This window comes from Propionigenium maris DSM 9537, assembly GCF_027925155.1.
Taxonomy (GTDB): Bacteria; Fusobacteriota; Fusobacteriia; order Fusobacteriales; family Fusobacteriaceae; genus Propionigenium; species Propionigenium maris.
In genome coordinates, this window is the sequence record NZ_BSDY01000003.1 from 44,617 (window position 1) to 71,487 (window position 26,871).

General features: G+C 43.6%; 25 protein-coding genes and 1 pseudogene. 7 read left to right on the forward strand and 19 right to left on the reverse strand.

Annotated elements, in window-relative coordinates:
• Positions 1–76 precede the first annotated feature (76 nt).
• On the forward strand, positions 77–1,003 hold the full coding sequence (locus QMG11_RS03665) for a prepilin-type N-terminal cleavage/methylation domain-containing protein (protein ID WP_281833549.1): 927 nt from the start codon (positions 77–79) through the stop codon (positions 1,001–1,003).
• A gap of 120 nt (positions 1,004–1,123) precedes the next feature.
• Here QMG11_RS03665 and QMG11_RS03670 read toward each other — a convergent pair whose 3' ends face one another.
• A complete protein-coding gene (locus QMG11_RS03670) occupies positions 1,124–1,804 on the reverse strand; it encodes a chorismate synthase (protein WP_281833551.1) in 681 nt (226 codons plus the stop codon).
• Between the two features lie 166 nt (positions 1,805–1,970).
• Positions 1,971–3,662, reverse strand: coding sequence for a sensor histidine kinase (locus QMG11_RS03675; protein WP_281833553.1), 1,692 nt, complete (start codon positions 3,660–3,662; stop codon positions 1,971–1,973).
• A gap of 366 nt (positions 3,663–4,028) precedes the next feature.
• Between QMG11_RS03675 and QMG11_RS03680 the strand changes: the two genes are divergently transcribed.
• Positions 4,029–5,417, forward strand: coding sequence for an NADP-dependent glyceraldehyde-3-phosphate dehydrogenase (locus QMG11_RS03680; protein ID WP_281833554.1), 1,389 nt, complete (start codon positions 4,029–4,031; stop codon positions 5,415–5,417).
• A gap of 53 nt (positions 5,418–5,470) precedes the next feature.
• Here the strand turns inward: QMG11_RS03680 and aroC are convergent, their stop codons facing one another.
• The 6 genes from aroC to aroF are packed head-to-tail and all read right to left on the reverse strand — an operon-like array spanning position 5,471 to position 11,971.
• Positions 5,471–6,502 (reverse strand): chorismate synthase, encoded by a 1,032-nt coding sequence (gene aroC, locus QMG11_RS03685; RefSeq protein WP_281833556.1) that lies wholly within the window; start codon positions 6,500–6,502, stop codon positions 5,471–5,473.
• On the reverse strand, positions 6,495–7,733 hold the full coding sequence (locus QMG11_RS03690) for a pyridoxal phosphate-dependent aminotransferase (protein ID WP_281833557.1): 1,239 nt from the start codon (positions 7,731–7,733) through the stop codon (positions 6,495–6,497). Before QMG11_RS03690 ends, aroC begins: the two co-directional genes overlap by 8 nt.
• 11 nt (positions 7,734–7,744) lie before the next feature.
• Entirely contained in the window at positions 7,745–8,809 is a 1,065-nt protein-coding gene (locus tag QMG11_RS03695; protein ID WP_281833558.1) for a chorismate mutase, read from the reverse strand.
• 11 nt (positions 8,810–8,820) lie between these two features.
• Entirely contained in the window at positions 8,821–10,086 is a 1,266-nt protein-coding gene (gene aroA / locus QMG11_RS03700; RefSeq protein WP_281833559.1) for a 3-phosphoshikimate 1-carboxyvinyltransferase, read from the reverse strand.
• Positions 10,087–10,974: a prephenate dehydrogenase gene (locus tag QMG11_RS03705; RefSeq protein ID WP_281833560.1), complete on the reverse strand. Its 888-nt coding sequence runs from the start codon at positions 10,972–10,974 to the stop codon at positions 10,087–10,089.
• Entirely contained in the window at positions 10,958–11,971 is a 1,014-nt protein-coding gene (aroF, locus tag QMG11_RS03710; protein ID WP_281833561.1) for a 3-deoxy-7-phosphoheptulonate synthase, read from the reverse strand. Before aroF ends, QMG11_RS03705 begins: the two co-directional genes overlap by 17 nt.
• A 572-nt stretch (positions 11,972–12,543) precedes the next feature.
• Between aroF and QMG11_RS03715 the strand changes: the two genes are divergently transcribed.
• Positions 12,544–12,786: a hypothetical protein gene (locus QMG11_RS03715; protein WP_281833562.1), complete on the forward strand. Its 243-nt coding sequence runs from the start codon at positions 12,544–12,546 to the stop codon at positions 12,784–12,786.
• An 89-nt stretch (positions 12,787–12,875) separates the two neighbouring features.
• Here the strand turns inward: QMG11_RS03715 and QMG11_RS20030 are convergent.
• The 10 genes and pseudogenes from QMG11_RS20030 to QMG11_RS03760 form a co-directional block, all read right to left on the reverse strand.
• Positions 12,876–12,971, reverse strand: a pseudogene (locus tag QMG11_RS20030) (rhodanese-like domain-containing protein); the annotation flags it as partial.
• 15 nt (positions 12,972–12,986) lie between these two features.
• Positions 12,987–13,235, reverse strand: coding sequence for a rhodanese-like domain-containing protein (locus tag QMG11_RS03720; RefSeq protein ID WP_281833563.1), 249 nt, complete (start codon positions 13,233–13,235; stop codon positions 12,987–12,989).
• 27 nt (positions 13,236–13,262) lie between these two features.
• The gene (locus QMG11_RS03725; protein ID WP_281833564.1) at positions 13,263–14,060 is read right to left on the reverse strand and encodes an N-acetylmuramoyl-L-alanine amidase; all 798 of its coding nucleotides are present in this window, start codon (positions 14,058–14,060) and stop codon (positions 13,263–13,265) included.
• Positions 14,061–14,093: 33 nt separating this feature from the next.
• Entirely contained in the window at positions 14,094–15,413 is a 1,320-nt protein-coding gene (gene hflX / locus QMG11_RS03730; RefSeq protein WP_281833565.1) for a GTPase HflX, read from the reverse strand.
• Between the two features lie 182 nt (positions 15,414–15,595).
• Positions 15,596–17,245: an alpha,alpha-phosphotrehalase gene (treC, locus tag QMG11_RS03735; RefSeq protein WP_281833566.1), complete on the reverse strand. Its 1,650-nt coding sequence runs from the start codon at positions 17,243–17,245 to the stop codon at positions 15,596–15,598.
• A gap of 55 nt (positions 17,246–17,300) precedes the next feature.
• Entirely contained in the window at positions 17,301–18,710 is a 1,410-nt protein-coding gene (gene treB / locus QMG11_RS03740; protein WP_281833567.1) for a PTS trehalose transporter subunit IIBC, read from the reverse strand.
• Between the two features lie 188 nt (positions 18,711–18,898).
• A complete protein-coding gene (locus QMG11_RS03745) occupies positions 18,899–19,852 on the reverse strand; it encodes a LacI family DNA-binding transcriptional regulator (protein ID WP_281833568.1) in 954 nt (317 codons plus the stop codon).
• Between the two features lie 354 nt (positions 19,853–20,206).
• Positions 20,207–20,848: a pyroglutamyl-peptidase I gene (gene pcp / locus QMG11_RS03750; RefSeq protein ID WP_281833569.1), complete on the reverse strand. Its 642-nt coding sequence runs from the start codon at positions 20,846–20,848 to the stop codon at positions 20,207–20,209.
• Between the two features lie 11 nt (positions 20,849–20,859).
• Positions 20,860–21,774 (reverse strand): DUF979 domain-containing protein, encoded by a 915-nt coding sequence (locus QMG11_RS03755; RefSeq protein ID WP_281833570.1) that lies wholly within the window; start codon positions 21,772–21,774, stop codon positions 20,860–20,862.
• Positions 21,774–22,451, reverse strand: a complete 678-nt coding sequence (locus QMG11_RS03760; protein WP_281833571.1) for a DUF969 domain-containing protein — start codon at positions 22,449–22,451, stop codon at positions 21,774–21,776. The genes QMG11_RS03755 and QMG11_RS03760 overlap by 1 nt, the downstream gene beginning before the upstream one ends.
• Before the next feature lie 210 nt (positions 22,452–22,661).
• Here QMG11_RS03760 and QMG11_RS03765 point away from each other — a divergent pair, with 210 nt between their 5' ends.
• From QMG11_RS03765 to QMG11_RS03780, 4 genes are read left to right on the forward strand one after another with little or no spacing between them, the layout of a single operon-like run.
• Positions 22,662–23,165: a DUF8052 family protein gene (locus tag QMG11_RS03765; RefSeq protein ID WP_281833572.1), complete on the forward strand. Its 504-nt coding sequence runs from the start codon at positions 22,662–22,664 to the stop codon at positions 23,163–23,165.
• Between the two features lie 21 nt (positions 23,166–23,186).
• Complete coding sequence (locus tag QMG11_RS03770) at positions 23,187–24,812, forward strand: carbon starvation CstA family protein (RefSeq protein ID WP_281833573.1); 1,626 nt, start codon at positions 23,187–23,189, stop codon at positions 24,810–24,812.
• 48 nt (positions 24,813–24,860) lie between these two features.
• Positions 24,861–25,127, forward strand: coding sequence for a DUF7990 family protein (locus tag QMG11_RS03775; protein WP_281833574.1), 267 nt, complete (start codon positions 24,861–24,863; stop codon positions 25,125–25,127).
• A 13-nt stretch (positions 25,128–25,140) separates the two neighbouring features.
• A complete protein-coding gene (locus QMG11_RS03780) occupies positions 25,141–26,067 on the forward strand; it encodes an ArsA family ATPase (protein ID WP_281833575.1) in 927 nt (308 codons plus the stop codon).
• 121 nt (positions 26,068–26,188) lie between these two features.
• Here QMG11_RS03780 and QMG11_RS03785 read toward each other — a convergent pair whose 3' ends face one another.
• Positions 26,189–26,674 (reverse strand): Crp/Fnr family transcriptional regulator, encoded by a 486-nt coding sequence (locus tag QMG11_RS03785; RefSeq protein ID WP_281833576.1) that lies wholly within the window; start codon positions 26,672–26,674, stop codon positions 26,189–26,191.
• Positions 26,675–26,871 lie beyond the last annotated feature (197 nt).

The following is a 26,871-nucleotide window of genomic DNA, read 5'->3' on the forward strand; positions in this document are numbered from 1 at the left end:
TATAATTTTTATGAAAATCTTAGCTTATAGATATTCATATGGGAGCATCTATATGAAAGATTAAGAGGAGAAAACTATGAAAAAAGGCTTTACCATAATTGAACTTATAATCGTTATCTCTATCATCTCACTACTAGCAGCCATTACTCTGCCCAGATATACCGATGCAACATCTGAAGCAAAGGTGGCAAATGTTAGGTCAAACCTTGCAAACCTGCGTACAGCTATAGAGATGTACAATGTAAAAAATGAAAGCTATCCTGAATTAAAGGATAAGGAGGATAATCTTGAAGATTTCTCAGAGTTCTACTCCAAGTCTAAACTTCCGGAAACACCTCCTCATGAAAACCTCACTGAGAATAACACCATCTATGAGAAGAGGACAGATGCGGGGGGATGGCTCTACCTCAAAGAAAAAGGTGAGCTATATGCCAACCTTTCGAATGGTATCTATACTGGGGATACAGTCAATGAAATCTGGGATGGGGAACCTACATCCCCTGTGGACCCTACAAAGGAGTATGCAGTCAACCCGGGGTTTGAAGTTTCAGGATTAAATATTAGTACATGGAGATCGGTAGATGCCAATCTGATAGAAGGATGGGAGACTACCTACCCAGACAATAGGATAGAACTTTGGAAGAGCGGATTTCAGGGCGTGGAGGCAGTAGATGGAGATTACTTTGTAGAGCTTAACGGTAATGGCCCTTCCACTATATATCAGGAGATAGAAACGATCCCCGGAACAACTCTCACATGGTCTATTAGCCACAGGGGAAGATCTGGAGAGGACATTGCTGAGATATACATAGGTTCTGGAGAAAACAGAGTCGTGCTGGAAACCATGAAGGACGGTAATAGCCAGTGGGGAACCTATACTGGTACCTATGTGGTTCCAGAGGGGCAAACCTCTACAAAAATTTCTATAGCTGCTGTCTCCTCAGTTGGAGGCTCCTCTGTGGGAAATTTTATAGACAACTTTTCAGTGAAGGCTTCCAATTAATCCTTCGCCAGATACCTTAAGAGATCTTAAATAAATTTTAACTTAAAAAGGCCAGGGAATTCCCTGGCCTTTTTACTGTTACTCTATTATCATAACCCTATTTAAAGTACTAAATGTTTACTAACGATTTGCCACAACTATATTAGCTATAGCCTCTATAACAACATCCATAGTAGTAGCCAAACACGGAACCTTTCCATTCCTCTCTGGAAGAAGGGCTACAGATATCCTCTTAGGCGCCGGAGTCAGGCTGCTCCCGCTCTCCTTTACACCCTTTATTCCGTGACCAAACTCTATAGCTGAAGCCTCTGGAATAACCTGGAATAACACACTTGAAAAATCAGCCTTTAGCTCATCTATATCTATATCCCACGGGAAGCTGCACTCCACTACTCCTCCCAGTGAGTCCTTCTCCATGGCCATCTTCTGAAGAGCCACCTGGATATAGCTTCCATTCTTTTCATCTGTGCTTATTCCGCCTACCTCGCTGGCTCTAGCTGTAATATCCCTTCCAAGGACCTTCTTTGCAAGGACTCCCACAAGGATCATAGCTGAACTCTTATTTCCCTCTCTGTAGATAAACTTAACGTCCTCTCCAGTTGTGAATTCATCATCTATCCCCTGAACTACATCTATCTCCTCAGCTGGGTTTAACTCCACCCCTTCTGCCATTCTTCTGGCAAGATCCCTTCCAAAATCGATAGGAGTAATGTTTATTCCCTCGGGTATCCCGGACACACTGACCTCTACCACATTATTATTCTCCCTCATCTCAAAGGATATCTTTTCTCCGTATTTCATACTTCCTCCCAAATTAACCTCAATTAAATTATTCGTCTATTGCTAAAATTATAAACTATCTCCCAATAAATTCAAAGATTTTTTTACTCTCACCCTTCAAAAATAAAAAAGCTGTCCCTTGGGACAGCTTCCCTATATCCTAACCTATACCGAACTTTTAACCACTCTAGGCCTTGGGTAGGGATATTGTAAACCTGCTCCCCTCCCCCTGGTGGCTTTCAAAGGATATGTCTCCCTTATTTAGCTTGGTAAACTCCTTTACAATAAAGAGCCCCAGACCTATCCCCTTTTCATTTAAAGTTCCCAGGGTGGAGTTATACCTTCCGCTAAAGAGGTTTCTCTTAACCCTTTCTGGCATCCCCACTCCATTGTCCTCCACTGAGAGATGCAATTTCTCCTCACTCTCCTCTGTGAATATCCTTATCTTTCCCCCTGGTTTGGAGAATTTTATGGCATTGGAGAGAAGGTTCCTTATAGTGGCTTCCAGAAGGTTCCTGTCCGAGTGAATAACTCCCTCCCCTGCTACACTGAGCTCTAGGTCTATTCCCTTTCCCTCCAGCTGTACCTTAAATATATCCCGGTACTCCTGCAAGATCTCCTCTAACTTCACTGTCTCCGGAACATACTCCATCTTCTTTCTGTGCAGCGTGGACCACCTGAGAAGATTTTCAGTGAGGGTATATAGCTTCATACAGCTTATACTCATTCCGTCTACCATCTCCTTTACCTCATTCCTGCTGTACCTGTCATACCTTCTATTGAGCATCTGAAATCCTCCCAGAAGGGAGGTAAAGGGGGAACGAAGGTCGTGACCTATAAGGGAAAATAACAGCTCCTTGGTCTGAAGGGTTTTTCTGAGCTTCCCATTGTTTCTTCTAAGGGTCTTTAGGGTTCCTATCCTCTCCACCTTCTCCACACTGTAGAGCCACAAGAGAGCCACAGTCATAATAAGCAGTATCACAGAGAAGGCCAGATACTTCTTGAGAGACAGTATTAAAAATTCATCTATCTTTTCATCTGGGATATAGGAGATAAGCCTCCCCCTCCCAATAAAAGCTTCTGATAGGACTACCCTGTCAAAGTATTTTGAAAGAGATACCGCCAGTCCCTCTCCAAGATTAAATGGTACAGATACTGTATGAGTGGAATTTAAAATATTCCGCACCTCATCCAGGGAGTTATCCAGGGAGAAGTAGTTATACCTGCTGTTATTCCCCTTACTTATTATCCCCAGGTGGGAGGTATCAAAGACATCCTTAAACTCCACCTTAAACCCCTTGAAAAAATCATCTAAACTATAGCTTACTCCTATAAATCCCTTCAGCCTTTCCTCCTCAAATATTGGAGAGTAAAACTCCATATCCAGCCTGTTATATGAATAAGCTTTAAACTCAATATAAACAGTTCTGTCCTTAAAGCTTAACAGCTTCTTCCTTCCCTCGTCGGCGAGCTCATTCCCGGAAAATTCCTTCCCTCCCTTGGAGAAGTCCCTCAATCTTCTTCCCCTCCTGTCCAGTAGGGTTATGCCATTGATACTGTCATTGCTCTGAAGAAGGTTATCCACCACCCGCCTTCGGTGATCACTTCCCCTCGATACCGACTCATCTATGAGCCTGCTATAGGTCTCAAAATCCCCATAAAATTTTATCCATCTGAGGTTGGCTACTACATTATCGATAAGTTTTGCTTTTACTATGTAGTTCCTCTTTCTCAGATCATTCTCCAGTATCTTAATATTCTTATCCCTTTCCACAGCCACTAAAAAACCAAAAATAGTAAGAAGAAGAAGGATGAGTAGGACGAGATATTTAAAAAATAATTTTAAAGTTACTCTACGTACAAATACACTTCTATTCATAGATATATACTCCCGTAAAACTATAATACACTAAGAGTATAGTTCACCTTTCCATATAGTCAAGATTTTTAACCGATTTTTTTCCATTGTATTACATCTAAAATAAAACTTAATGATTTTAAAATGTACACCAAATGCAAATAGTTATAAAAATAACAACTAATCTCTATATAAAGTCCCCTTCCTGAGATTCTCACACCTCCCAGTCTTCAATCATGTATTAAAACTATAAGTTTTCTTCCAAAAACATACTCCTTCAAAATTCTTTATAAGAAAGATAAGGAATTCATTGATTTAGAACTTTTTATGTGCTATATATATTGTTAATTGAGGGATCATCCCTACTCTATTTAAGGAGGAAATTATATGACCGAAACTATTAAGATATATTCCCCTGTGGATAACTCCCTAGTGGGAAGTGTTCCAGCTATGTCCCAGGAAGATGTGGATAAAGCCATTGCCGGACTGAAGGAAGCCTTTATAGCCTGGAAGAAAACAAGTATCGATGACAGAGCCAAGCTCCTAATTAAGGCTGCTGACCTGTTGGAGGAGAGAGCTGAAGGGATAGCCAGGATCATGGCTATGGAGATCTCAAAGGATTATAAGAGCTGTATCTCCGAAGTTGTAAGAACTGCTGATTTTATTAGATATACTGCTGAGGAGGGAAAGAGGCTCAAGGGGGAGACTCTTGTGGGAGACTCCTTTGACAGAGGATCTAGAAATAAGATTTCCATCGTCACAAGGGAATCCCTGGGAGTGGTCCTTGCCATTGCTCCCTTCAACTACCCTGTAAACCTCTCTGCCAGCAAGCTGGCCCCTGCTCTTATTGGGGGAAATGTTGTACTCTTCAAGCCCCCTACCCAGGGAGCTATCTCAGCTCTTGAGCTTGTGAAAGCACTGGTAGACGCCGGAATCCCAGAGGGTGTTATCGCCACTGCCACAGGAAGGGGAAGTGTAATCGGTGACTACCTGGTTTCCCACAAGGGAGTGGATATGGTGAGCTTCACTGGAAGTACCGATGTAGGACAGCACATAGCCAAACTTACAGGGATGATACCCCTTGTAATGGAGCTTGGTGGAAAGGATGCAGCTATCATCCTAGAGGATGCAGACATTGAAAAAGCTGCCAAGAATATTGTAAGTGGTGCCTTCTCCTACTCTGGTCAGAGGTGTACAGCTGTTAAGAGAGTCCTTGTAATGGAGGAGGTTGCAGATAGGCTTGTTGCCTGTGTAGAGGAAGAAGTGAAAAAGCTCAAGAGCGGTCTCCCCATGGAGGAAGGAGTTGTAATTACTCCCCTTATAGATAAAAAGGCCGCTGACTTTGTAGATCAGCTCATAGATGATGCTATAGCCAAGGGGGGAGTACCTCTAACGGAAAGAAGAAGGGAGGGTAACCTCATCTATCCGGTGGTATTTGACCACGTTACCCTGGATATGGATATTGCCTGGGAGGAGCCCTTCGGGCCAGTCCTCCCTATAATAAGGGTGAAGTCTGTAGAGGAAGCCATAGAGATCTCCAACAGGTCGGAGTATGGTCTCCAGGGAGCTATCTTTACCAAGGATATCGACAGAGCCTTTTCCATAGCTGGCAGGCTAGAGGTAGGTACTGTCCACATCAACAACAAGACCCAGAGAGGACCAGATCACTTTCCATTCCTGGGAGTTAAGTCCTCTGGTATGGGAACTCAGGGAATCAGGTACAGCATCGAATCTATGACAAGACCCAAAGCTACTGTAATTACCCTAACCGAATAAAATTTAAAAGGAGCCTGTGATTTAATTCCAAGGCTCCTTTTCCTATAGCAATGTTATTTGAAGATATTCTTATTTATCCCCCTGGCTCTTAGCATAAGATCGGCTAAAACGATGGCTGCTGCATTTTCCACAACAACTACAGCTCTTCTGGCTATACATGAATCGTGTCTCCCCTTTATCTGAAGCTCATCCATTTTCTTTTCCTCAAAGTTATAGGTTTCTTGAGGGACAAATATACTGGATGTAGGTTTTATTCCCACTCTGAAAACTACATCATTTCCATTGCTTATCCCCCCATTTACTCCACCGTTATTGTTGGAGGCAGTATGCCCCTCTCTATCCATAATCCTGTCATTGTGCTGGCTTCCCCTTAGTTTACAACCCTCAAACCCTGCACCAAACTCTATCCCCTTCACTGCAGGAATAGAGAAGATCATCTGAGACATGACAGACTCCAGGGAACCAAAGAATGGATCTCCAAGACCTATGGGCATATTCCTAGCTGTAAATTCAATAACTCCGCCAATGGAATCTCCCTCCTGCTGGATCCTTTCCATATAGAGCTCCATCTGCTCCCCTGTATATTCCCTTACATCTACTCCACCAGCTTCTACAAGTCTTCCCTGGACCTCTATACCTCCACCCTGGAGATCACCTACTACCCTCTTAGCCAACACTCCTGCTGCAACAAGCCCCAGAGTCAGACGACCGGAAAAGTGTCCCCCTCCCCTGATATCATTGTAACCACTGTACTTGTGCTCAGCAACAAAATCTGAATGCCCTGGTCTTGGCATTCTTCTAAAGAGGGAGTAGTCCTTAGATCTGGTATTTTCATTGTTGAAGAAGATATTTATGGGAGCTCCCGTGGTGTAGCCATTGCACACTCCAGACATAATCTTAGGGTAATCGCTCTCTATCCTCTTGGTTGTACCTGCTCCCCCAGCTTTACGCCTTGCAAGGTCCTCTAGCATATCCTCCTCGCTAAACTTAACTCCCGGGGGACAGCCATCTATAAGGATACCTACACCTTCACCATGGGACTCCCCGTAGATAGATACCCTGAATAAACTGCCAAAACTATTCATCAAATGCCTCCTTCATCCTTGCAGCCAGTCCCCTGATCTTTCTCTTGGAAAGACTGCATATTGCTACTCTTATTCCGTCATTTACCTTTATTGTAAATATGAGCTTCTCCTTAAGCTTCTTGTAGATCCTCTCCTGCTCACTAGCTCCTGAAGTCTTTAAAGTCACAAAGAATCCATCTCTATACGGGTACATAGGAAGTCCTGCCTCTATAGCCTCCCCTACAAATATATCAGACCTTTCTCTGAGAAGCTCCACATATCCCTGCCTCTCCTCTATGAGTTTATTGAGATGCTCCTCCTGAGAAAATATTTTGGAGAGGAGCTTCATTCCTCCCTTGGGAACGTTAGACCACATACTCCTAGCTGTAAACTCATTGGCCCTCACAAAATCTTCCACTACCTCCTTTGAGGTACTTATAGCCACCTGAGCTCCGGTCCTTAAACCGTAGGCTGTAAGAGTCTTAGAGATGCTGAACGCCAGTATAACCAAAAAGTTTTCTGTATTGTTGTTGAAGAGCTCCATATACTTTCTTGTCTCAATCCCCTTATAAGAAAAGTCTATATAAGCGATGTCATTTAGAAGGATCACAGGCCCCTTGGCTGAAAGCTCATTTAGGAACCCAGCCAGCTTTTGCCATTCCTCTATAGTGAGACTGTAGCCTGTAGGGTTATGGCAGGGGTCATTTATTACTGCCATAACCTTCCCCTGCTTCTCCATTATCTTAGAAGCTTTCTCCTTGAAGGATTCCAGATTAAACTTTTCCCCGTCAAAGAGCTTGTACTCAGACACTGTAAACTCATTCTCTGTAGCCATTATCCAGTAGGGTTCCCACCCAATATGGGGAAGTAGTATCTCCTCTCCCGGATCCAGATAGTTTTTAAATGTAGATCCCACAGCACCGGTTCCTCCCGGGGTTGCCACAGCATCTGACTGAAACCTTCTGTCTATACCTCTGAAAACCCACCTTTGAAGCTCATCTAGGTACTCTCCCTCTCCCTTAAAGGAAGCGGAATAGGAAGCCAGCTCCTTGGCTACATCTAGATTGAGGTATGTACTCCATACCTCATCAAAGGTTACAAGCTTTCCCTCCTCATCCACAAGTACTCCAAGAGTTGCATTTACTGCCCTGTCTCCATGCTCAGCCACAGCATCCATAGCTGCCTTAGCTGCTGTAAAAACCTTGTCCTCTACCCTCTTCTCTCTCGACCTCTCTGCGATTATGCTCCTCATGCTTTCCCCCTTTATCTGCTGTAACTTCCCACTACCTTGAGGTATTTACTGTTTTCCTCCAGCTCCCTCAACAGATCTCCAGCCTTCACAACATCCCCTTCAAGCTCGATATAGAAATAGTACTCCCAGGGGATATCCTTTATTGGCCTAGACTTTATATTCAGCATATTGTAGCCATACCTCTCTATACTCTTTATGATCCTGGCCAACTCTCCCATCCTGTGCTCTGTAGTTATAAGAAGGGAAAATACACTACCAGGCCTCAGCTCCTCCCTGGATATGACGATAAACTTCGTATAGTTGTTGTCGGTTGTGTTTATATTTTCAGCCAGGACCTCCAGATCATAGAGTCTGGCAGTTTCCACGCTTCCAATGGCTCCCTTATTTACATCTCCAACCTCACTTATATACTTGGCACTGGCAGCGGTATTCCCATAATCTACCTGCTTCCAGCCCCTTCCCTTTAAGAACTTCTCACTCTGAAGAAAGCCCTGAGGATGGGAGTAGACCTCCCTTATATCCTCTATCCTGCTTCCCTTTACTCCAATGAGGTTTTGATCTATCTTTAAATTATAGGTCTTTACTATCCTGCAATCATACCTTTTGAGGAGATCGAAGACCTCTCCGATCTCGCCTGTATATGAGTTTTCCACTGGAACAACTCCATACCTTGCCTCACCGGAACTCACTGCAGAAAATACCTCCTCAAAGGTGGCATAGGGCTTCCCTGGGGAATCCTTAAAGAGCCTCTTCATGGCAATATAACTGAATGCTCCCCTTACTCCCTGATAGGCCACATCCTCCCCTATATTAAGGATAGCTTTTTGATACTCCTTTGAGATATTCATCATCTCAACCAAAAACTGCCTGTAGTACTCCTTCAGTCCCTGATCCTCTATCCTCCCAAGGTTTTTAGAGATAACAGCATCCTCCCTGGCACTGTCTAGCACCTGCATGCCATTGGCCTGCTTATACCTGGCTATTCCCTCTACAATGTGCATCCTCTCCTCAAAGAGTTTTGCTATCTCTCCGTCTACTCTGTCTATCTCTCTTCTCCAGTCCTCTAAGTCCTTCATAGTCTATGCTCCTATACTTCCTTAATTTTCCCGCCTACTCTCTCATACTCTGTCCAAAAGTGCGGATATGATTTCTTCACAGATTCAGCTCCCTCTAAGATAATGGGTTTCTCACATCTTGTAGCTGCCATTGCAAGGGCCATAGCCACCCTGTGATCATTCCATGCACTCACAGTAACTCCTCCCTGGAGTGTCTCCACTCCCTCTATTATCATCCCCTCCTCGGTTTCGGTAATCCTTGCCCCCAGCTTATTCAGCTCAGTGGTCATGGAGGTTATCCTGTCCGACTCCTTTATCCTCAGCCTCTTGGCATTTACTATCTCCGTTTTACCCCTGCTTAGAGAAGCAAGGACAGTTATGATAGGCCCGAGGTCCGGACACTGGGACAGGTCTATGACGGTTCCCTGAGTCTCTGATGGTTTCACAGTAATTACCTCTCCCTCAGTCATCTCTGCCTTCATATCTTTGAGGATACCGTGGATAGCCTTATCTCCCTGAAGGGATTCCAGCCTCATTCCGTGACACCTTATATTACTTCCAAGGGCCCCGGCTACCATCCAGAAGGCCACCTGGGAGTAATCTCCCTCTACCCTGTAGTCCCTTGCTCTGTATTTTTGCTTTCCTCTTATGTGAAACTCCCTATAATCTCTATTCTCTATTTCTATTCCAAAACTAGCCAGTACATCCAGAGTAAGGTCTATGTAACCCTTGGATTCTAGTTTGGAGCTTATCTCTATCACAGAGTCTCCCTCTAATTTTGGAAGAGCATAGAGAAGTCCTGTAATAAACTGAGAACTGATATCCCCGGGCACCCTGAACCTTCCAGGTTTCAGCATCCCGTCCACTGTTAGAGGAAGCTCATCCTCTCCCTTGGAGTAGGATATTCCCTGCTCATCAAAGATATCCAGGAATGTCCCCAAAGGTCTCTTGCAGAGCCTCCCCTCTCCCTTAAAGGTTACCTTTCCTTGGGCGAGAAGAGCCACTGGTATCATAAACCTTATTGTAGAGCCCGACTCCCTACACTGTATCTCATCCTTCAGCCTTTTGAGCTTGTCCACTCCATCTATTACTTCATAGTCCTCTCCAACCTGAAACCTAGCTCCCAGGGACTCCATTGCCTCTGTAGTTGCCTTTATATCCTCTGAAAACTTCAAATTTGTAACACTGCTTCTCCCCTCTGCCATGGCAGCAGCTATAATTGCCCTGTGGGATAGACTCTTTGATGGGGGTATCACCACATCTCCTGCCAATCTTACCGGACTTATCTCCAATCTCATCTATAGATCCACCTCATTCCTTTTTTCCCTTAGTTGTTTTCTTCTAGCTGTGGAGCTTCTAAACTCCCTCTTTAGTATTTCGCCCTCTCCAGATAGGAGAGCTCCCTTTATTACTTCTAACTTTTCCTGAAAATCCTCTATCTTCCCTATGAGGTTTTCCCTGTTCTCCAGAAACAGCTCGCTCCACAGCTCCTCATTTATCATAGCTATCCTTGTGAGCTCCCTGTAGGAGTCTCCGGTAAAGGAGTAGGTATCCTCATCTCTGTCGCTGTTTACAAGGGCCACTGCAATGGCATGGGTCAGCTGGCTGGTAAAGGCCACCATATTGTCGTGCCTTGCTGGGGATAACCTGCTTATCCTCCCAAAGGAGAGGTCCCTGGCTATCTCCTCCACAGCTGCTATTCCCTCCTCTGTGTTTCTCTCTGTGGGGGTCACTATGAAGTTGGCACCTAAAAAGATCTCGGGTTCTCCGTGTTCCGCTCCTGTCTTTTCCCTTCCAGCCATGGGATGAGCTCCCACAAACTGGCACCCCTGGGGCATGAGCTTCTGTACCTCATCCACAAAAGATAATTTTATACCACATATGTCTGTAAGCACAAGTCCTTTTTTAAATTCTCCCCTGTATTTCTCAATAAATTTAATCATTCCCTTGGGGTAGATAGCCATTATGAGAAGATCCGTCTCTCCCAGGATCTCCTCGGGTCTCTCATATCCTTCCTCTATAATCCCCTTATCTCTACAGTAATCCAGAGCCCTTCTGTCTACATCTATCCCGGAAACTCTGTAACCCTTCCTGGTCAGTCCCTCTGCCATGGAGGCTCCCATGAGCCCCATTCCCACTATAGTTACTCTTCTCTCTCCCATAAGCTGCCTACATCTTCTTTCCAACTACATTCAGTATCTGCTCTACCCCTCTTACAGTATCCTCAAACTGTTCTGGAGTCAGGGACTGGGCTCCATCACATAGGGCGTTTTCAGGATCGTTGTGCACCTCTATCATAAGACCGTCTGCTCCCACTGCTGCCGCTGCAAGGGCCAGGTCCTTTACCATCCATCTCTTTCCTGTGGCGTGGCTTGGATCCACAATTACCGGAAGGTGGGATAGCTTCTTTACAGCAAGGACTGCACTGAGATCCAGGGTATTTCTTGTGAATTTCTCATATGTTCTTATCCCTCTTTCACATAGGATTACATTGGGATTTCCCTCTGCCATGATGTATTCAGCAGCCATTAGCCACTCCTCTATTGTTGCTGACATCCCCCTCTTGAGTAGCACAGGCTTCCTTGTTTTCCCCACAGCCTTTAGAAGATCGAAGTTCTGCATATTTCTTGCACCAATCTGAATTATATCCACATCTTCATCAAACTTCTCCACTAAGGATGGTGCCATGAGCTCTGTAACTATCGGCATTCCCGTTTCCTTTCTGGCTTCCTTTAGAAGCTCCAATCCCTCTAGCTCCATTCCCTGGAAAGCATATGGTGAAGTTCTGGGCTTGTATGCTCCTCCTCTAAGTACCTGAGCTCCGCTGGCGTTTACTGCTCTTGCCACCTCTGTAATCTGATCCCTGCTCTCCACGGAACAAGGTCCCGCCATAATTGTAAAGTTTCCTCCGCCGATCCTTATGTCTCCTACTTCTATCACTGTGTCCTCTCCTCTGAATACTCTGTTGGCCTGTTTAAAGGGCTCCTGAATCCTTGTAACCTTCTCTACCCCCACAAGGGCTTCCACATCCCTCACATCTATCTTGGAGGTATCTCCTACCACTCCAATTACACCATACTCAATTCCCGATATATCCCTTACCTGAAACCCCTTGCCTACAAGGATCTCCTCCACATGAATCATCTGCTCCCTTGTTGCTTCCTTCTTCATCTTAACTATCATAGTGCCCCTCCTAGAAATTATCCTATAAAATAAAAAGCCCCCAGGTTATGTACCTGAGGGCTGTTGTTAATAAAAATATAATCCCTGGTACAAATCCACTTTTATTTTGTATAATACAAAACGGATTTGTCCTTGGATGATTATCCAGCTTACAAATCCGTGTTTATAAAGTAATAAAAGTACCAGAAAGAATTGGCAGTATTTAATTTTCTATTTTCTATCTTCTTCATATCTCTCATCTTCCTGCCTCCTCTTTTTTTATCTCCCTGATCTCGGGCCTTCTCCGAATCTTGATTGAAGTTATATTAACAGATTGAATTTTTATTTGCAAGGATTTTTTTTATGATTTTAGTACACTGTTCGTATTTTTCCGATATTTCTCCCTATTTCCTTGAGTTTATGGGTTATTCCTCCTTGACAGTCGTTCGGTTTTCATCCTGTAGATTTCCCACTGAATTATTTATAGATTTAGAGAAAAAAGGCACACAATTAAAGATTGACACTATACAGATAACATGATAGTTTATTAGATAAGTAGGGATTAACAAAACATAATTATGAGGTGATATAGAATGAATTTAGAAAACTGGGAAAAAGACCTATACGATGAGATCTTTGACACTACCTTTGATACTATAATGGCTGACTATGAGGCTGGAACTATCACTAAGGAGCAGATTGAGATGAACATCACTGAGCACCAGCAGACTCTTATGAACGGATTCTTTGAGGGAGCTAAGACATTTAACGCAAATACTGCAATGATCGACGCTCACCAGCTGGCTCTTGCTAAGATCAACAAAACAAGCCTATAATAAGTTAAGGGATAGATTCAGGAGCACTTACCTGATCTATCCCTTTTTTTATTTCCTGATCTCTTCCACCGGAAGATTATAGTTTAACCTCAGTCGCTGCAGTCCTTAAACTCCTTCAGTCCTCCCTTAAGGTTATATACCTTTTTGAATCCTAACTCCTTCATCATCTCACAAGCACCTAGTGATCTTACGCCTCCCGTTCAGACCACAAGATATGTAGGATCTTTAGGGAGCTCCGCTAACCTCTCCTTAAAATCATCGGAGTAGTAATCCATAATAATAACGTCCTCTACAAGAGGCTCTACCTTGGCTATCTCCTCTGCTGTTCTCACATCTAGCACCCTTACATCCTCGTCTCCTAGGAGTTCCATAGCCTTCTCCTTGTTAACATCAAACTCGCTCCCCTTTTTGGCCTTTAGCCTCAGAGCTGCTGTCTTTAAAATACTCATCCTCTCAACTCCTTCTATAGTTAAGTATTACTTTACATACTTGTCATTTAATGCCCTTATTATAGCATAGGTTTCCAGATCCATCTCTCCGTCATAGATTGCCGGTCTGAAGTGCATCTGAAAAGCCCTTACAACCTTTTTATTGTATTCCGACCACTCCCCGTCTACCCTCATGGGATAACCATAGCTTCTGAAAAGATCCTGGACCTCCTCTACAGTAAGTGCCTCATACTCCTCCTGATTGAGGTGCCTGCTATAGGTTGCCTCATCATACCATGCTCCTATACCATACCGCTTATATAACCTCTTCCACGGGAAGTATGGTCCCGGATCGTGTTTTCTATCTGGGGCAATATCTGAATGCCCCACTATCCTTGTGGGGTCTATCTTGTACCTGCTGCTTAGATCTCTTAAGAGGTGTACTACCTTTAAGATCTGGTCCTCGGTATAGGGGTAGAATCTTCTCTCCTCACCCTCTACTCTATAACCGGGATTCACTATCTCAACTCCCACCGAGGAATCGTTGAGATTTGTCCTTCCCTGAAACTCACTTATTCCCGCATGCCACCCTCTCTTCGCCTCTGGAAGCAGCTTATATATGGGCTCCTCTCCCCTGCTGGTAATGAGGTAATGGGTGCTCACATGAGGTCCTGTAAGGGCTCTTATGGAGCTCTCATCCCCTCCTGCGGTGTAATGTATCACTATAAATCTAACCCTCTCATTGTAGGCAGTAGCCCTGTGAGTCTGTGAATCGACTTTATAATTAGGTATAGAAGTACAGGCTGTAAGTGCTGCCAGCAAAATGCAGCTAAATAATCTCTTCATACTTCCCTCCCGGTATCTTTTAAAAATTACAAATTAATCCTCTACAATAAACTCCTTGTATCTGTTCTGATCCTCCTGCTTCAGGGAAGTAGTTATGAGAAGCCCCTCACCAGTATATTCCTGGCTGATCACCTTGGTATTCCCCAGAAGGTAGGAGGATACATCTCCCCTGCTAAATGGTATGAGAAGGGTGAGATTTTTATTTCCCTTAAAGAGTTCTCCCTCTATCCTATCGATAAGCTCGTTGATGCCGCTTCTCTCAGTAGCCGAGATATACATGGTATTTTCTGAATCTTCAGACTTCCTTCCCTCTAGGGTCTCCTCATCCAGTTTATCTATCTTGTTGTAAACCAGTAGATGAGGGGTTCCCTCGGTATTCAGGTCCTCCACTACACTTCTGGTTACCTTTAACTGGTGCTCTGCGTCCTCTCTGGCTATATCTGTAACATAGAGAAGAAGATCCGCTTCCTCTACCTCCTCCAGAGTAGACTTAAAGGCCTCTACAAGGGTATGAGGCAGCTTACTTACAAAACCTACCGTATCTACAAGGATAAACTCCAGGTTATCCCTGAGCTTTACCTTTCTGTGGAAGGGATCCAGGGTAGCAAAGAGCATATCCTTTGCTGGAGAGATAGTTCTCTCTGGATTTTCCTCATCCATTTCCATAAAGAGGTTCATAATAGTGGATTTTCCTGCATTGGTATACCCCACAAGGGCCACACTAGGAGTAGTGCTCTTCTTTCTCTGCTTTCTTCTGACCTCTCTTTGTTTTTTAACCTCATCTAGAGCTCTTTCTACATTGGTGATTCTTTCCTCGATATTTCTTCTGTCAAGCTCAAGCTTTGTCTCTCCCAGACCTCTTGTCCCTATCCCTGCTCCAGTACGGGAAAGCTTATCCCCCATACCTATAAGCCTTGGTTTTTGGTATTTCAGGCTTGCAAGTTCTACCTGGAGCTTTCCCTCCTTGGATGTAGCTCTGCTTGCAAAGATATCCAGGATAAGAGCCGTTCTGTCCATGATCTCCGTCTCAAAGATCTCATTTAGGTTACGTATCTGTATCCCCCCAAGCTCATCATCAAAGATGATTATATCGATACCATTGCCATGGACAAATGCCTGTATCTCCTCGATCTTTCCCTTCCCAAGGTAGGTTCCTGGTTCCGGCTTATCCTTACTCTGGGTAAAGGTAGTTATAACCTGAAAGTTTGCTGCATGAGCCAGCTCAGCCAGCTCATTCAGGGAATCCTCCAAAGTTACCTCTCCCTTTTTTCTGTACATATCCAGGGCTACGAGAACTGCCCTGCCCCTCACTTTATTTTCATCAAAATTAATCTTAATCACCTCACCTTTCATTGGGTCCCCTTAGACTCGACCCTATACTATATTCTAACAGGTTTACCCCCTTAAATATAGAAGATTTTTTATAAATATAAAAGAATTTTCATTTCATTTTACATAACTTATTTCACTGCTCCTCTTCCCAAAATATCATTCAAAAAAAGTACAAAAGGAAGCCTATATAGGCTTCCTTAAACTTAACTGTTCTTTTTATAGAGAACGATACTTTCATACTCCCTCAGGTGAAGCTGCTCTTCCTCCAGGTGAATATCCTTGTAGTTGGAGGTTAAGACCTCATACTCCCCTATCCTCTCTATTTCCACTTCCCTCTTAACAGGATAGAAGTTATTGATAACTACTACCTCCTCATCCTCCAGCCTCCTTTTAAAGGCGAAGATACCTTCGTCCTCCTCCATAAAGGGCTCAAAGGTCCCGTGGGAGATAACATCATACTCCCTTCTCAGGGAGATAAGCTTCTTATAGTGGTAGAATACAGAGTCCCTGTCCTCTAAAGCTCTGCTGCTATTAATCTCCCTGTAATTTTCAGTGGTAGCAAGCCACGGCTCCCCAGAAGTAAAGCCGCCATTTACAGTGTCATCCCACTGCATGGGAGTTCTGGAGTTATCCCTTGATTTTTCTCCCAGGATCTTTAGGATCTCATCCTGAGGCCTCCCCTCTCCCTTAAGTATCTCATAGTAGTTCAGGGATTCTACATCTCTGTAATTATCTATAGAGCCATACTTTGCATTGGTCATAGACAGTTCCTCACCCTGGTAGATATAGGGAGTCCCCTTCATCATATGAACAGACGTAGCGAGCATCTTAGCACTCTCCGACCTGTAGTTCACATCATCTCCAAATCTGGAAACTACCCTTGGCTGGTCGTGGTTACACCAGAAGAGTGCATTCCACCCTCCACCCCTATCCATCTCAGTCTGCCATCTGTTAAGGAGTTTTTTAAGCTCCTTAAAGTCAAAGTCCTTCAGCGACCACTTATCGCCATTTTCATAATCTACCTTAAGGTGGTGAAAACTGAAGGTCATGGAGAGCTCTTTTTCATAAGGATTGGAATACCTGATACAGTTTTCTATGGAGGTGGAGCTCATCTCCCCCACTGTAACTACTTCCTCATACCTTCCAAAGGTTCTCTCATTTAATTCCTTGAGATACTCATGGATCCTTGGGCCATCTGTATAGAACCTTCTCCCGTCTCCAATAGTGTCATCCTCATAGATATCCGGCTTACTGATGAGGTTTATCACATCCAGCCTGAACCCCTTTACTCCCTTTTCAAGCCAGAAGTTGGCAGCTGCATATATCTCCTCCCTCACCTCTGGATTTTCCCAGTTAAGGTCAGCCTGGGTCACATCAAAGAGGTGAAGGTAGTACTTCCCCATATCCTCCACATACTCCCAGGCACTTCCTCCAAACTTAGATACCCAGTTGGTAGGGGCTTTCCCGTCTACTGGATCCTTAAAGATATAGTAGTCCTGATACTTCTTCTCCCCTGCCAGGGCTCTCTTAAACCACTCATGTTCCGTAGAGGTATGGTTAAATACCATATCCAGCATGATACTAATTCCTCTTCTCTCTGCTTCAGCTACTAGTAGTTCAAAGTCTTCCATGCTACCAAAATCAGGGTTTATAGAGGTATAATCAGCTACATCATAGCCGTTATCATTCATAGGAGATGGATAGATGGGGGTAAGCCATATATAATCCACTCCCAGCTCATTGATATAGTCTAACTTCTCTATAACTCCTCTAAGGTCTCCCCTTCCATTACCTGTCGTATCCCTAAAACTCTTGGGATATATCTGGTAAACTACACTTTTTTCAAATGACATATAAAACCTTCCTTTTTATCTTTTCACTTCTAAATTTAAATTCAACTACAGGATCCTACAGGGTGTTCGTTGCCCTCTTCTTCCGATAGATCACCGTTGTCAGTGCTGTAGGAACAACAATAGCCACTACAATACAGAGAGCATAGACACCCCAGTACTGCGGTTTAATGGAAAGAATTCCAGGTATCCCTCCAACCCCTATACCATTGGACATCACTCCAAAGATTCCCGCAATAACAGCAGCCAGTGCCGATCCAACCATTGCACACAGCATGGGGAACTTGTACTTTAAGTTTATACCGTACATAGCCGGCTCAGTAACTCCAAGATAAGCTGAGATTACAGCAGGTATTGAAACCTCTCTCTCCATCTTGTTCTTGTTAGCCATAACTATACCAAGTACTGCAGATCCCTGGGCTATATTTGAAAGAGCAATTAGAGGCCACAACATAGTTCCTCCTAAATTCTGTACTAGCTGAAGATCTACTGCATTGGTAGTGTGGTGAACTCCTGTAATAACCAGAGGTCCGTATAGGAAACCAAAGAGAGCAGAACCTACAATGGCAAAGGGACCAGTAAGAGCAGCCTTTGCAAGGAATGCAACTCCGTCTCCAATGGTTCTTCCAAAGGGACCGATAACAGTGTGTGCAAGAAGAACGGATCCAAGTATAGCTATAAATGGAACAACAACGATCTCAATAGATGCCGGAGTAATTTTTCTCATCTTAGTTTCAATCCATGCAAGAGCAACACCAGCAAGCATTGCAGGAATAACCTGTGCCTGGTATCCTACCTTTTCAATGGTAAACTTACCAAAATTCCACACCTCTGGAGTTTGAGAACCTATCAGATAGGCGTTCATAAGCTGAGGTGACACCAAGGTGATACCAAGGATAATCCCCAGAATAGGAGTTCCTCCCATCTTTCTTGTAACCGACCAGGTGATACCCACTGGAAGGAAGTGAAAGATAGCCTCCCCTATAAGCCATAGGAATGAATGGACTCCAGCCCAGAAAACACTAATCTGAGTAAGTGTCTGTCCCTCAAACATCTTGATATCCCCTATAAGGTTTCTAAACCCCAGAATAAGTCCTCCTGTAATGATAGCAGGAAGAAGTGGTACGAAAATTTCAGCCAGGTGAGAGATGGTTCTCTCTAGAATATTCATATTTTTCTGGGCGGCTTTTTTAACAGCAGCCTTATCCATAGCATTAATATCTGTTTCTCCTATAAACGCCTTATAGAAATCCTTAACTTGCGGCCCGATAATTACCTGAAACTGACCAGCATTAGTAAAGCACCCCTTTACCGACTTTAGCTCCTTTATTTTTTCAATATCAGCCTTACTCTCATCCTTCAGAGCAAACCTCATCCTTGTAATACAGTGGGTAACTCCTGCCACATTATCCCTTCCCCCCACAAGAACTATCAAACTTTTTACATCATCCTTAGATATTTTAGCCATAACCCCCTCCTTTTTGGGAACGTTCCCTTAATTTGTTTAATCATATAACAAACTTTTAAAAAAGTCAAATGATTCGTACAAAAACCAAATAAAAAAACTGAAAACAGAAAAAATAACCCTAAATAAAACAAAGGAGGGATAGATATCTACCCCTCAAATCATATTTAATATCTATCCCTGAAGTATTTCTAGAGCTTAACAAGCTCCCCCTCTATCAGGGTGTTTTCAACCTCTTCTCCCTGTATCTTCTTCACTATACTCCTTGCAGCTTTTCTTCCTGCTTCGTCATACCTGAAGTTTATAGAGATATGGTCCTCATATAAAAACTTCAGAAGCTTATCATTTCCAATACCTGTAACCACTATATTCTCCATTGCCCCTTCGGTTAAAAACTTCCTTACTCCCAGTGCTATATTGTCCGTTGCACACACCACTGCCTCTATATCCCTTTCCGCCTCAAATATCTCTTTGGCCAGCCTGTAACCCGACTCATAGGAAAAGTCGCCAAACCTGGATATATCTTTCTGTTTATTTGTCTTACACCAGTCCCTGTAGGCTGAATATCTTATATAACCAGTGGTGATATCTCTATGATCCACCCCTATATAGGCGATCCTACTTCTTCCCTCTTCCTCCAGGTAACCCATAACACTCTTTATGGCACTGTAGTCATCGTAGGCAATACTTGTGAAGTTCTCTACCTCCTTGGCTACCATGACAACTGGAATATCCATCTTTTCCAGGAAGGCATAGTCCATTCCGCTTATGGCAAAGATTATCACCCCTGCAATATTCTTCTCCCTGAGAACATCCATGTGTTCCACAGTCTTCTCCCTCGAAAAATCACTTTCTAGGATAATCACATCGTAGTTATTTTTATAGAGGACCTCTAATATGCCCTTGATGGTTTTGTTTTCAGACCTCGAACCTAGACGGGTATTGATTATACCGATGACCTTGTTCTGCTTCAGTCTCATACTTTGGGCACTCCTGGAGGGAATAAAGTTTACCTCCTCTATTACCTTAAGTACTTTTTCCTTGGTTGCCCTCTTAACTCCCGGATCCCCATTGATCACCCTGGAAACCGTTGATTTCCCTACCCCAGCCATCCTTGCTATATCTATAATTGTTAGCTTCTTCATATATAAATAGGTCTATTCCTTTTAAATAAACCCTTCCTCCTTATAATAAAAATATCTTGCCTGCACTTTACTTCCGCCTATCGTCACTATGAGGTTTCAAGAAGCACCTGCAGACTGTAATTCTAACCTATACTATATATTAACAGGTTTATTCCTATAAATACAGGAGCCTTTTTATAAACATCCAATGAAATAATTCCATAGCTTCTCCGACTCACTCCCCTCAAAAACAAAAGAAAGCCCACAGTGGGCTTCCTCCATCACTTTCTTTATTTTCACTACTACCTTCAGAGGGGAAGGCACTATCCTTTCTTTGAATAGAACTTAAAACCTTGTAGCTATCAAGGTAAGGCTCTAAAACTCGGCTCCCCCCTCTACCTTGATATCCTTCTCATACCTCCCCACTGCTCCTATGGCAGCCTGAAGTCCCCTTGCTATTGAATCGAGGTCCATAGAGGGGGTATTTTTCTTTCCAATAACCTGAGACGGGATATAGGGAACATGGATAAACCCTCCCCTGGCAGTTACCCCATACTTCCTTATATTGTGCAGAAGGGAATACATAATGTGATTACACACAAATGTCCCTGCAGTATTGGATACAGATGCTGGTATCCCTATACTTCTCACCTCATCCACCATGGCTTTAATGGGAAGGTTGGTAAAGTATGCACTCTCCCCCTCTGGATAAACGGCCTCATCCACCGGCTGATTCCCCTCATTATCCCCTATTCTGGCATCATCTATATTGATGGCTACCCTCTCCATGGAGATCTCATACCTTCCACCAGCCTGCCCCACACAGATAACAGCGTCAGGTCTGTGCTTCTCTATCCCCTCAAGGAGTACCTCGGTAGACTTGTGGAATACAGTTGGAATCTGCATCTTTATAACCTCTAACTCCTCTATCATATCTGGGAGAAGCTTTACAGCCTCCCATGCTGGGTTTATGCTCTCTCCTCCAAAGGGGTCAAATCCTGTAATAAGTAATCTCATCCTCATCCTCCTTAAAATGCCCAAAAATACATAAGTACAATATGAATAGCCAGCATAGCCATAGAAACAGGCAGCTGAGCCAGAATAACTCCGTTTTTATTCTCCATCTCCATTATAGCTGCTGGTACAACATTGAAGTTGGCAGCCATGGGAGTAAGAAGGGTCCCGCAATACCCTGCAGTAAGACCTAGGATTCCTGCAATGGCAGGATTAGCTCCCTGGGAGAAAACGAAGGGAATACCTATACCAGCTGTAATTACAGCAAAGGCAGCAAAAGCATTACCCATGATTATAGTAAAGACCGCCATAGCTATACAGTAGATTGCCACTCCTGCAAACCTGCTTCCCTCTGGAACGATTCCCCCCATTACCTGGGAGATCACCTCTCCAACACCAGCCATGGCAAAGAGGGCCCCCAGGGCAGCCAGCAGCTGGGGGAGGATAGCTGTAGCTCCTATCTGCTGAAGCATCCTCGATCCCTCATATCCCACATACTTGGGATCTTCCTTTGTGATTATCAGGGTCAGCACAAGGGAAACTAGTACTCCCAGTCCAAGTCCAACAAGACCTCCAAGGGAGGTAAACTGGGCAGTGGCAAAGGCTACCACTCCTATGGTCAGAGCTGGCAGGAAGATGAGGTTACCTATCCCCTCACTCTTCCTTCTTCTATACTCCTCAGATGAAACCGACTGAGATCCAGCCCCCACTCTCCTCATAGCTGTAAGAACCCCCATTACAAGAATTAACCCTCCCACAATGTAGTCTGGTATAGCCTTCCCTCCCATAAAGATAACCCCGAAGATTATCCAGAAGACAGCGGTCCCTGCCTTTTTAGTGTGCTCCTTATCCAGCAATGCATAGAAACCTGTAGATATGGCTACAAGACCAGTGAGAATATACATTCCCTCAAGAATTATGCTCTTCATTACCTCTCCTCCTTGATCCCTTTAGATCCCTTGAGTCCCCTATCCACCAGGTAGTTCTGGATGGCTGAGAGAAATACCGATATAAATGCCACTGGAATAGCAGACTTAGAAACATCATATGGTGTTACCACTATCCCCAACTCCTGAAGGGTCCCCACTACCAGCAAAACACCTGCAGAGGCCACAAAAACATTTTGTCCGAAGAAGTTACCATAGTTCTCCACAGCACAGGCAACTCCCTTTAGCTTGTCGTTGGAATCTTTTGCCAGGGACCCGCCCCTGCTTTCAGCTGCCCCCTGGGCCATGGGATGGATAAGAGGTCTTATAAACTGCACGTGCCCCCCCAGCCTCACAGAAAATGCTGCCGCCACAGTTCTTATTACCATGTAGATGGAAAGTACCTTTCCACTGGTAATTGACTGCATGGAGGAGATACACTTGGCCGCTCTCTCCTTCAATCCGTTTCTTTCTAAGATTCCTACTACAGAAAGTGTCAGTAGAAAAAGTGTCATATATCTTGTCTTTACAAAGGCCGCCCCCAAGGTAGAAAGAATATCCATAAAGTCAATCCCAGCCACAAGGCCTGTAGAGATGCCAGCTATCAGTATTACAGCAATGGTATCCAGTTTCAATAGGAAGCCCACTATTATTATCAGGACTCCAATAAGCTTAATCATAAAAATCCCCCCTTAATTTTTTCATTGAATGAAAAAGTGTATTGAAGCTATGATATAGCAAAACTTTTAAAAGTTTTGTAAAGTAGGTTACAAAACTTCATTTTTTTATGTGTCCTTCAACTTTTCATTAATTAAAAAAAGACACCCCTCTTGTTTTTGCTATATATGGGAGTATACTCTATTATCAGTAAAAAGATGGAGTGATCGATATTGAATACTAAAGATTTTAGCCGAATACTTACAAATAAGCTCTTAACAAGCTTTGACATAGAAAAGAATGTGGATATAGAGGGTATGAACTTTGATTTTAGAGGAAGGTACAATGAAAAGATTACCAGATACTTTGCCTTTAAGGAATTAACCTATGAGTCCTTTGAAAGTAATGAGGTTATCCTCTGCAAGAGCTACCCTGAAAAGATTACAAGAAGGGATATAGAGACCTTGAAGGGGTTTATCAGAAAGAAGTGTTCTCTCATGGCTCCTCCCAAGTCAGATCATATGTCTACATGTCTGACCCTTATCCTTATCTCTGAGTTTGAAGATGGGGAACCAGATTACATAAAAAAATTCCGTTTTTATCGTAGCTATGCCTTTGGGTTTAAGGGATGGGTCAATTGTAAGCTTATCTGTGTAGACCCTGAGAAAAAAAGGGTAGCCACCAATAGGGAAGGTAGAAAGGAACTGAAGTTTATCCAGAATATTCTCAGTCCCTAAATATTATAAGGAGGTAGTATTATGAATTCATTTTGGCTGATTTTATCCACGGTTATTATCTTTTTGGCTGCCTATATCCTCTATGGTAGATTTTTGGCCACCAAGTGGGGTATCGATCCCAAGAGAAAGACCCCTGCCCACGATCTCTACGACGGGGTAGACTATGTCCCTGCAAAGGCACCTGTGCTTCTGGGCCACCACTTCTCCTCTATCGCTGGAGCTGGACCCATTGTAGGTCCCATAGCAGCAGCCATCTTCGGCTGGGTTCCCATCCTTCTCTGGATAATCATAGGTTCCATCTTTTTCGGTGGAGTCCATGATATGGGGGCACTCTTTGCTTCCGTGAGACACAAAGGAAGGTCCCTTGGAGAGGTAATCGGCTCCACCATGGGAAGGAGAGGAAAGCAGCTTTTTGCTGTCTTTGCATGGCTTACCCTGATACTTGTTGTTGCGGCCTTTACTAATATTGTGGCTAGTACCTTTGTATCTACTCCAGAAGCAGCATCGGCATCACTGCTATTTATAGCCCTTGCTGTAGCCTTTGGTTTTTTTGTCTATCGTAGAGGAGCAAGTCTGGCTATGGGAAGTATCGTTGGAGTGATCCTCCTCTTTGGATGTATCTACGTTGGAACTCTCTTCCCTCTCAGTCTCAGTAAGAATACATGGATGATAATTCTTCTGGCATATGTTTTTATAGCTTCCATTACCCCTGTATGGATCCTTCTCCAGCCAAGGGACTATCTAAACTCCTTCCTCCTCTACGCTATGCTTATTGGAGGATTCCTGGGAGCCCTCATTATGAAGCCCAACCTGAGCCTTGCTCCAGTTACAAGCTTCAATGTGGGAGGAAAATATATGTTTCCCCTTCTCTTTGTTACTGTTGCCTGCGGAGCTGTTTCTGGATTCCACTCCCTTGTTGGATCAGGAACCACCTCTAAGCAGCTGGATAATGAAAAAGATATTAGGCTTGTTGGCTACGGTTCCATGCTTATAGAGGGTGTCCTTGCAGTAATCGCTATAGTTACAGCAGCCTACCTCTCAAAGGAGAGGCTGGGAGAGCTTCTTGCAGCAGGAGGTCCTATAAATGTTTTTGCTGACGGACTAGGTAACTTTATGACTACCCTTGGAGTTCCATTTACAACGGGAAAAAGCTTTACAGCTCTTGCTATATCAGCCTTTGCAATGACCAGTCTGGATACAGCTACAAGACTTGCAAGGTTTATTATGCAGGAGATGGCCGGGGAGTTTGAGGAGAAGGTTCCTGCCCTTGGAAAACTATCCAATAAGATCGGCGCTACAGTTGTCACAGTGGTAATAAGTGGATACCTCAGCTTTAACGGCTGGACTACCATATGGCCCCTCTTTGGATCGGCAAACCAGCTTCTCTCTGCTCTTACTCTGCTATCCCTGGCTGTATGGCTGAAGCAGACTGGAAGAGCATATAAGGTTGCCAGTATTCCTATGGTATTTATGTTTGCAGTAACCCTGTCGGCTCTGCTATTAATCATAAAGTCAAACCTGGCCAACCCGGTACTCCTTATCTTTGCTGTAGCTCTATTTATTTTGGCTATAATACTTATCGTTGAAGCTAAATCAGCCTTCAACAGAAAAGTTACAGAGGAGAAGGAAGCTACAGATAGAGTATAGATCTTAGGGAGCTGTAGACAGCTCCCTTTTCTTGGAGGAGGTTTACAAATGAGGCTAGAGGATATAAGGTTATTTTTTCAGGGAGCTTTTGATTTCAAGAGGATGTCTTCAGAGAGGATTGGAGAGGTTCTCCAGGAGGAGATAGACGACTTCCTTTTTATCTGCTTCTCTGAAAATATGGGTATCCCCCTTCCCATAAGCTACTACACCCTTGAGCTCCTTCCATACCTGGAGGAGGAGATGGCCTCCTGGGAGCTCAGAATGACAGATAAGGATTCCGTCTGGGAGAGTAAAGTAACAGACTGTCCCCTTTAAGGAGGTAATTAATTTGAGAAAGATTGTGTTTTTTGGAGGAAAGGGGGGAGTAGGAAAGACCACCTGTGCTTCAGCTTATGCCATAGGCAGAGCTGAAGAGGGAAAGAAAGTTTTACTGATCTCCACAGACCCCGCCCACTCCACCCGAGATATATTTTCATGTAAAGAGGGAAGGGGAGAGTGTATCAGAGTAGAGGAGGGTTTAGATCTCCTTGAGATCGATGCTCACTATGAGAGTCATAAGTATCTAGAAGGTGTTATGGACAACTGTAAAAAGATAGTCAGCCCCGTTATATTGGATGAGATAAAGAAGCAGATAAGAGCTGCTAGTATTAGCCCGGGGACCCATGAAGCAGCCCTCTTTGAGAGGATGGGAGAGATAATATTAAACAGCCCTGAATATGATTACCTGATATTTGACACTGCCCCTACTGGTCATACCCTCAGGCTGATAAAGCTCCCTGAACTCCTGGAAGGTTGGACCGAGACCCTCATAAGGAAGAGAAGGAAGATCCTCAGGTTAAAGGAGATGAAAACCCTTCAGAGAAACCTTGTAGAGAGTGATAAGGTCCTAAAGATTTTAAGTGAACGGAAGAGAAAGTTTGGCGCCTTAGGAAAGATCTTAAGGGACAGAGAGGTCTGTATATTTAACTTTGTATTAAATCCTGAGATCATGGCCCTCAAGGAGACTCAAAGAGCCCTTACAGAGTTAGAAGAGGCTGGAATAAAAACAGAAAACCTCATTGTGAACAAGTGCCTTCCCTCTGAATTAGATAAAACCTTCTGGGAGAAGAAGCTTATGGAGCAGGAGAAGGTAATATCAACCCTTGAAACTGAGAACTCCCACATAAGGAGCTCTAAGTTCTATATCCGCCCCTCTCTCTCTCCCAGGGAGTGTGCCCAAAACATATCCCAGGAGTTAAAGGTTTCCATAGACTAAAAAGGAGCGTGGCGCTCCACACTTCCAATTTTATACATGGGATTTTTTACGATAGTAATAATCTACAATTCTATACTTTCCTTAATACTAAAAAAAGAAAGGTCTTCCTTCCTTTCTTTTTTTATTCCTTTTTCTCTTCTAGATTTTTATAGTTTCTCAGAGCATCTCCCATGGCTGCTATTCTACGGGCCAGCTCCCTTGCAATGTTTAAAATAAGAAGACTGAAGACCTCCTTATCATTTTCAAATAGCTCCAGAAGCTTCATCTTAGAGAGTACAAGAAGCTCACAGTCCTCTGCAGCAATGGCATCGGATTTAAACTTCTGTATCCCTATAACAGCTGCCTCTGCAAGACTAAGTCCCTGGGAAAATTCATGAACCTTCTTGTTATCAAAGTAACACTCTACCCTCCCCTCGAGGATTATATAGATATTCTTAGGGGAGTCCCCTGCATGAAAGATATAATCACCCTTCTTTACAGAGACCTCATTGAGGTTGGAGATAATGGCATCGGTCATCTCAGGGGAAAAGCCACCCAAAAGAGCAATATTACTTAAAATTTCTTTTATATGATTTCTTTTCTTTTCATCTAAGGGTCTCAAGTTCATAGTTCTCTCCTTTTCATACAATATACCTGCTAATATAATTTACAATGAGAGGAAAGTATTTCCTTTTAAATGAAATCTAGTGAAGAAGCGGGATCTTCTTAGCTTATCTTCCTACAGAAACTTAAAAAATCAAACTTTAAAACAAAAAAATTAGACTAGAAAAAACTTTGTTTTCAAAAGCCTATCAAACCAAAGAT

Bases quoted from the DNA above. Each gene is read 5' to 3' on its own strand.
- QMG11_RS03675 (WP_281833553.1), bottom strand. From the start codon at position 3,662: ATGAATAGAAGTGTATTTGTACGTAGAGTAACTTTAAAATTATTTTTT.
- QMG11_RS03785 (WP_281833576.1), bottom strand. From the start codon at position 26,674: ATGAACTTGAGACCCTTAGATGAAAAGAAAAGAAATCATATAAAAGAA.
- QMG11_RS03775 (WP_281833574.1), top strand. From the start codon at position 24,861: ATGAGGCTAGAGGATATAAGGTTATTTTTTCAGGGAGCTTTTGATTTC.
- aroC (WP_281833556.1), bottom strand. From the start codon at position 6,502: ATGAATAGTTTTGGCAGTTTATTCAGGGTATCTATCTACGGGGAGTCC.
- QMG11_RS03715 (WP_281833562.1), top strand. From the start codon at position 12,544: ATGAATTTAGAAAACTGGGAAAAAGACCTATACGATGAGATCTTTGAC.
- QMG11_RS03720 (WP_281833563.1), bottom strand. From the start codon at position 13,235: ATGAGTATTTTAAAGACAGCAGCTCTGAGGCTAAAGGCCAAAAAGGGG.
- QMG11_RS03760 (WP_281833571.1), bottom strand. From the start codon at position 22,451: ATGATTAAGCTTATTGGAGTCCTGATAATAATAGTGGGCTTCCTATTG.
- QMG11_RS03680 (WP_281833554.1), top strand. From the start codon at position 4,029: ATGACCGAAACTATTAAGATATATTCCCCTGTGGATAACTCCCTAGTG.
- QMG11_RS03745 (WP_281833568.1), bottom strand. From the start codon at position 19,852: ATGAAGAAGCTAACAATTATAGATATAGCAAGGATGGCTGGGGTAGGG.
- QMG11_RS03665 (WP_281833549.1), top strand. From the start codon at position 77: ATGAAAAAAGGCTTTACCATAATTGAACTTATAATCGTTATCTCTATC.
- treB (WP_281833567.1), bottom strand. From the start codon at position 18,710: ATGGCTAAAATATCTAAGGATGATGTAAAAAGTTTGATAGTTCTTGTG.
- aroF (WP_281833561.1), bottom strand. From the start codon at position 11,971: ATGATAGTTAAGATGAAGAAGGAAGCAACAAGGGAGCAGATGATTCAT.
- QMG11_RS03725 (WP_281833564.1), bottom strand. From the start codon at position 14,060: ATGAAGAGATTATTTAGCTGCATTTTGCTGGCAGCACTTACAGCCTGT.
- aroA (WP_281833559.1), bottom strand. From the start codon at position 10,086: ATGAGATTGGAGATAAGTCCGGTAAGATTGGCAGGAGATGTGGTGATA.
- QMG11_RS03770 (WP_281833573.1), top strand. From the start codon at position 23,187: ATGAATTCATTTTGGCTGATTTTATCCACGGTTATTATCTTTTTGGCT.
- pcp (WP_281833569.1), bottom strand. From the start codon at position 20,848: ATGAGATTACTTATTACAGGATTTGACCCCTTTGGAGGAGAGAGCATA.
- hflX (WP_281833565.1), bottom strand. From the start codon at position 15,413: ATGAAAGGTGAGGTGATTAAGATTAATTTTGATGAAAATAAAGTGAGG.
- QMG11_RS03755 (WP_281833570.1), bottom strand. From the start codon at position 21,774: ATGAAGAGCATAATTCTTGAGGGAATGTATATTCTCACTGGTCTTGTA.
- QMG11_RS03690 (WP_281833557.1), bottom strand. From the start codon at position 7,733: ATGAGGAGCATAATCGCAGAGAGGTCGAGAGAGAAGAGGGTAGAGGAC.
- treC (WP_281833566.1), bottom strand. From the start codon at position 17,245: ATGTCATTTGAAAAAAGTGTAGTTTACCAGATATATCCCAAGAGTTTT.
- QMG11_RS03695 (WP_281833558.1), bottom strand. From the start codon at position 8,809: ATGAAGGACTTAGAGGACTGGAGAAGAGAGATAGACAGAGTAGACGGA.
- QMG11_RS03670 (WP_281833551.1), bottom strand. From the start codon at position 1,804: ATGAAATACGGAGAAAAGATATCCTTTGAGATGAGGGAGAATAATAAT.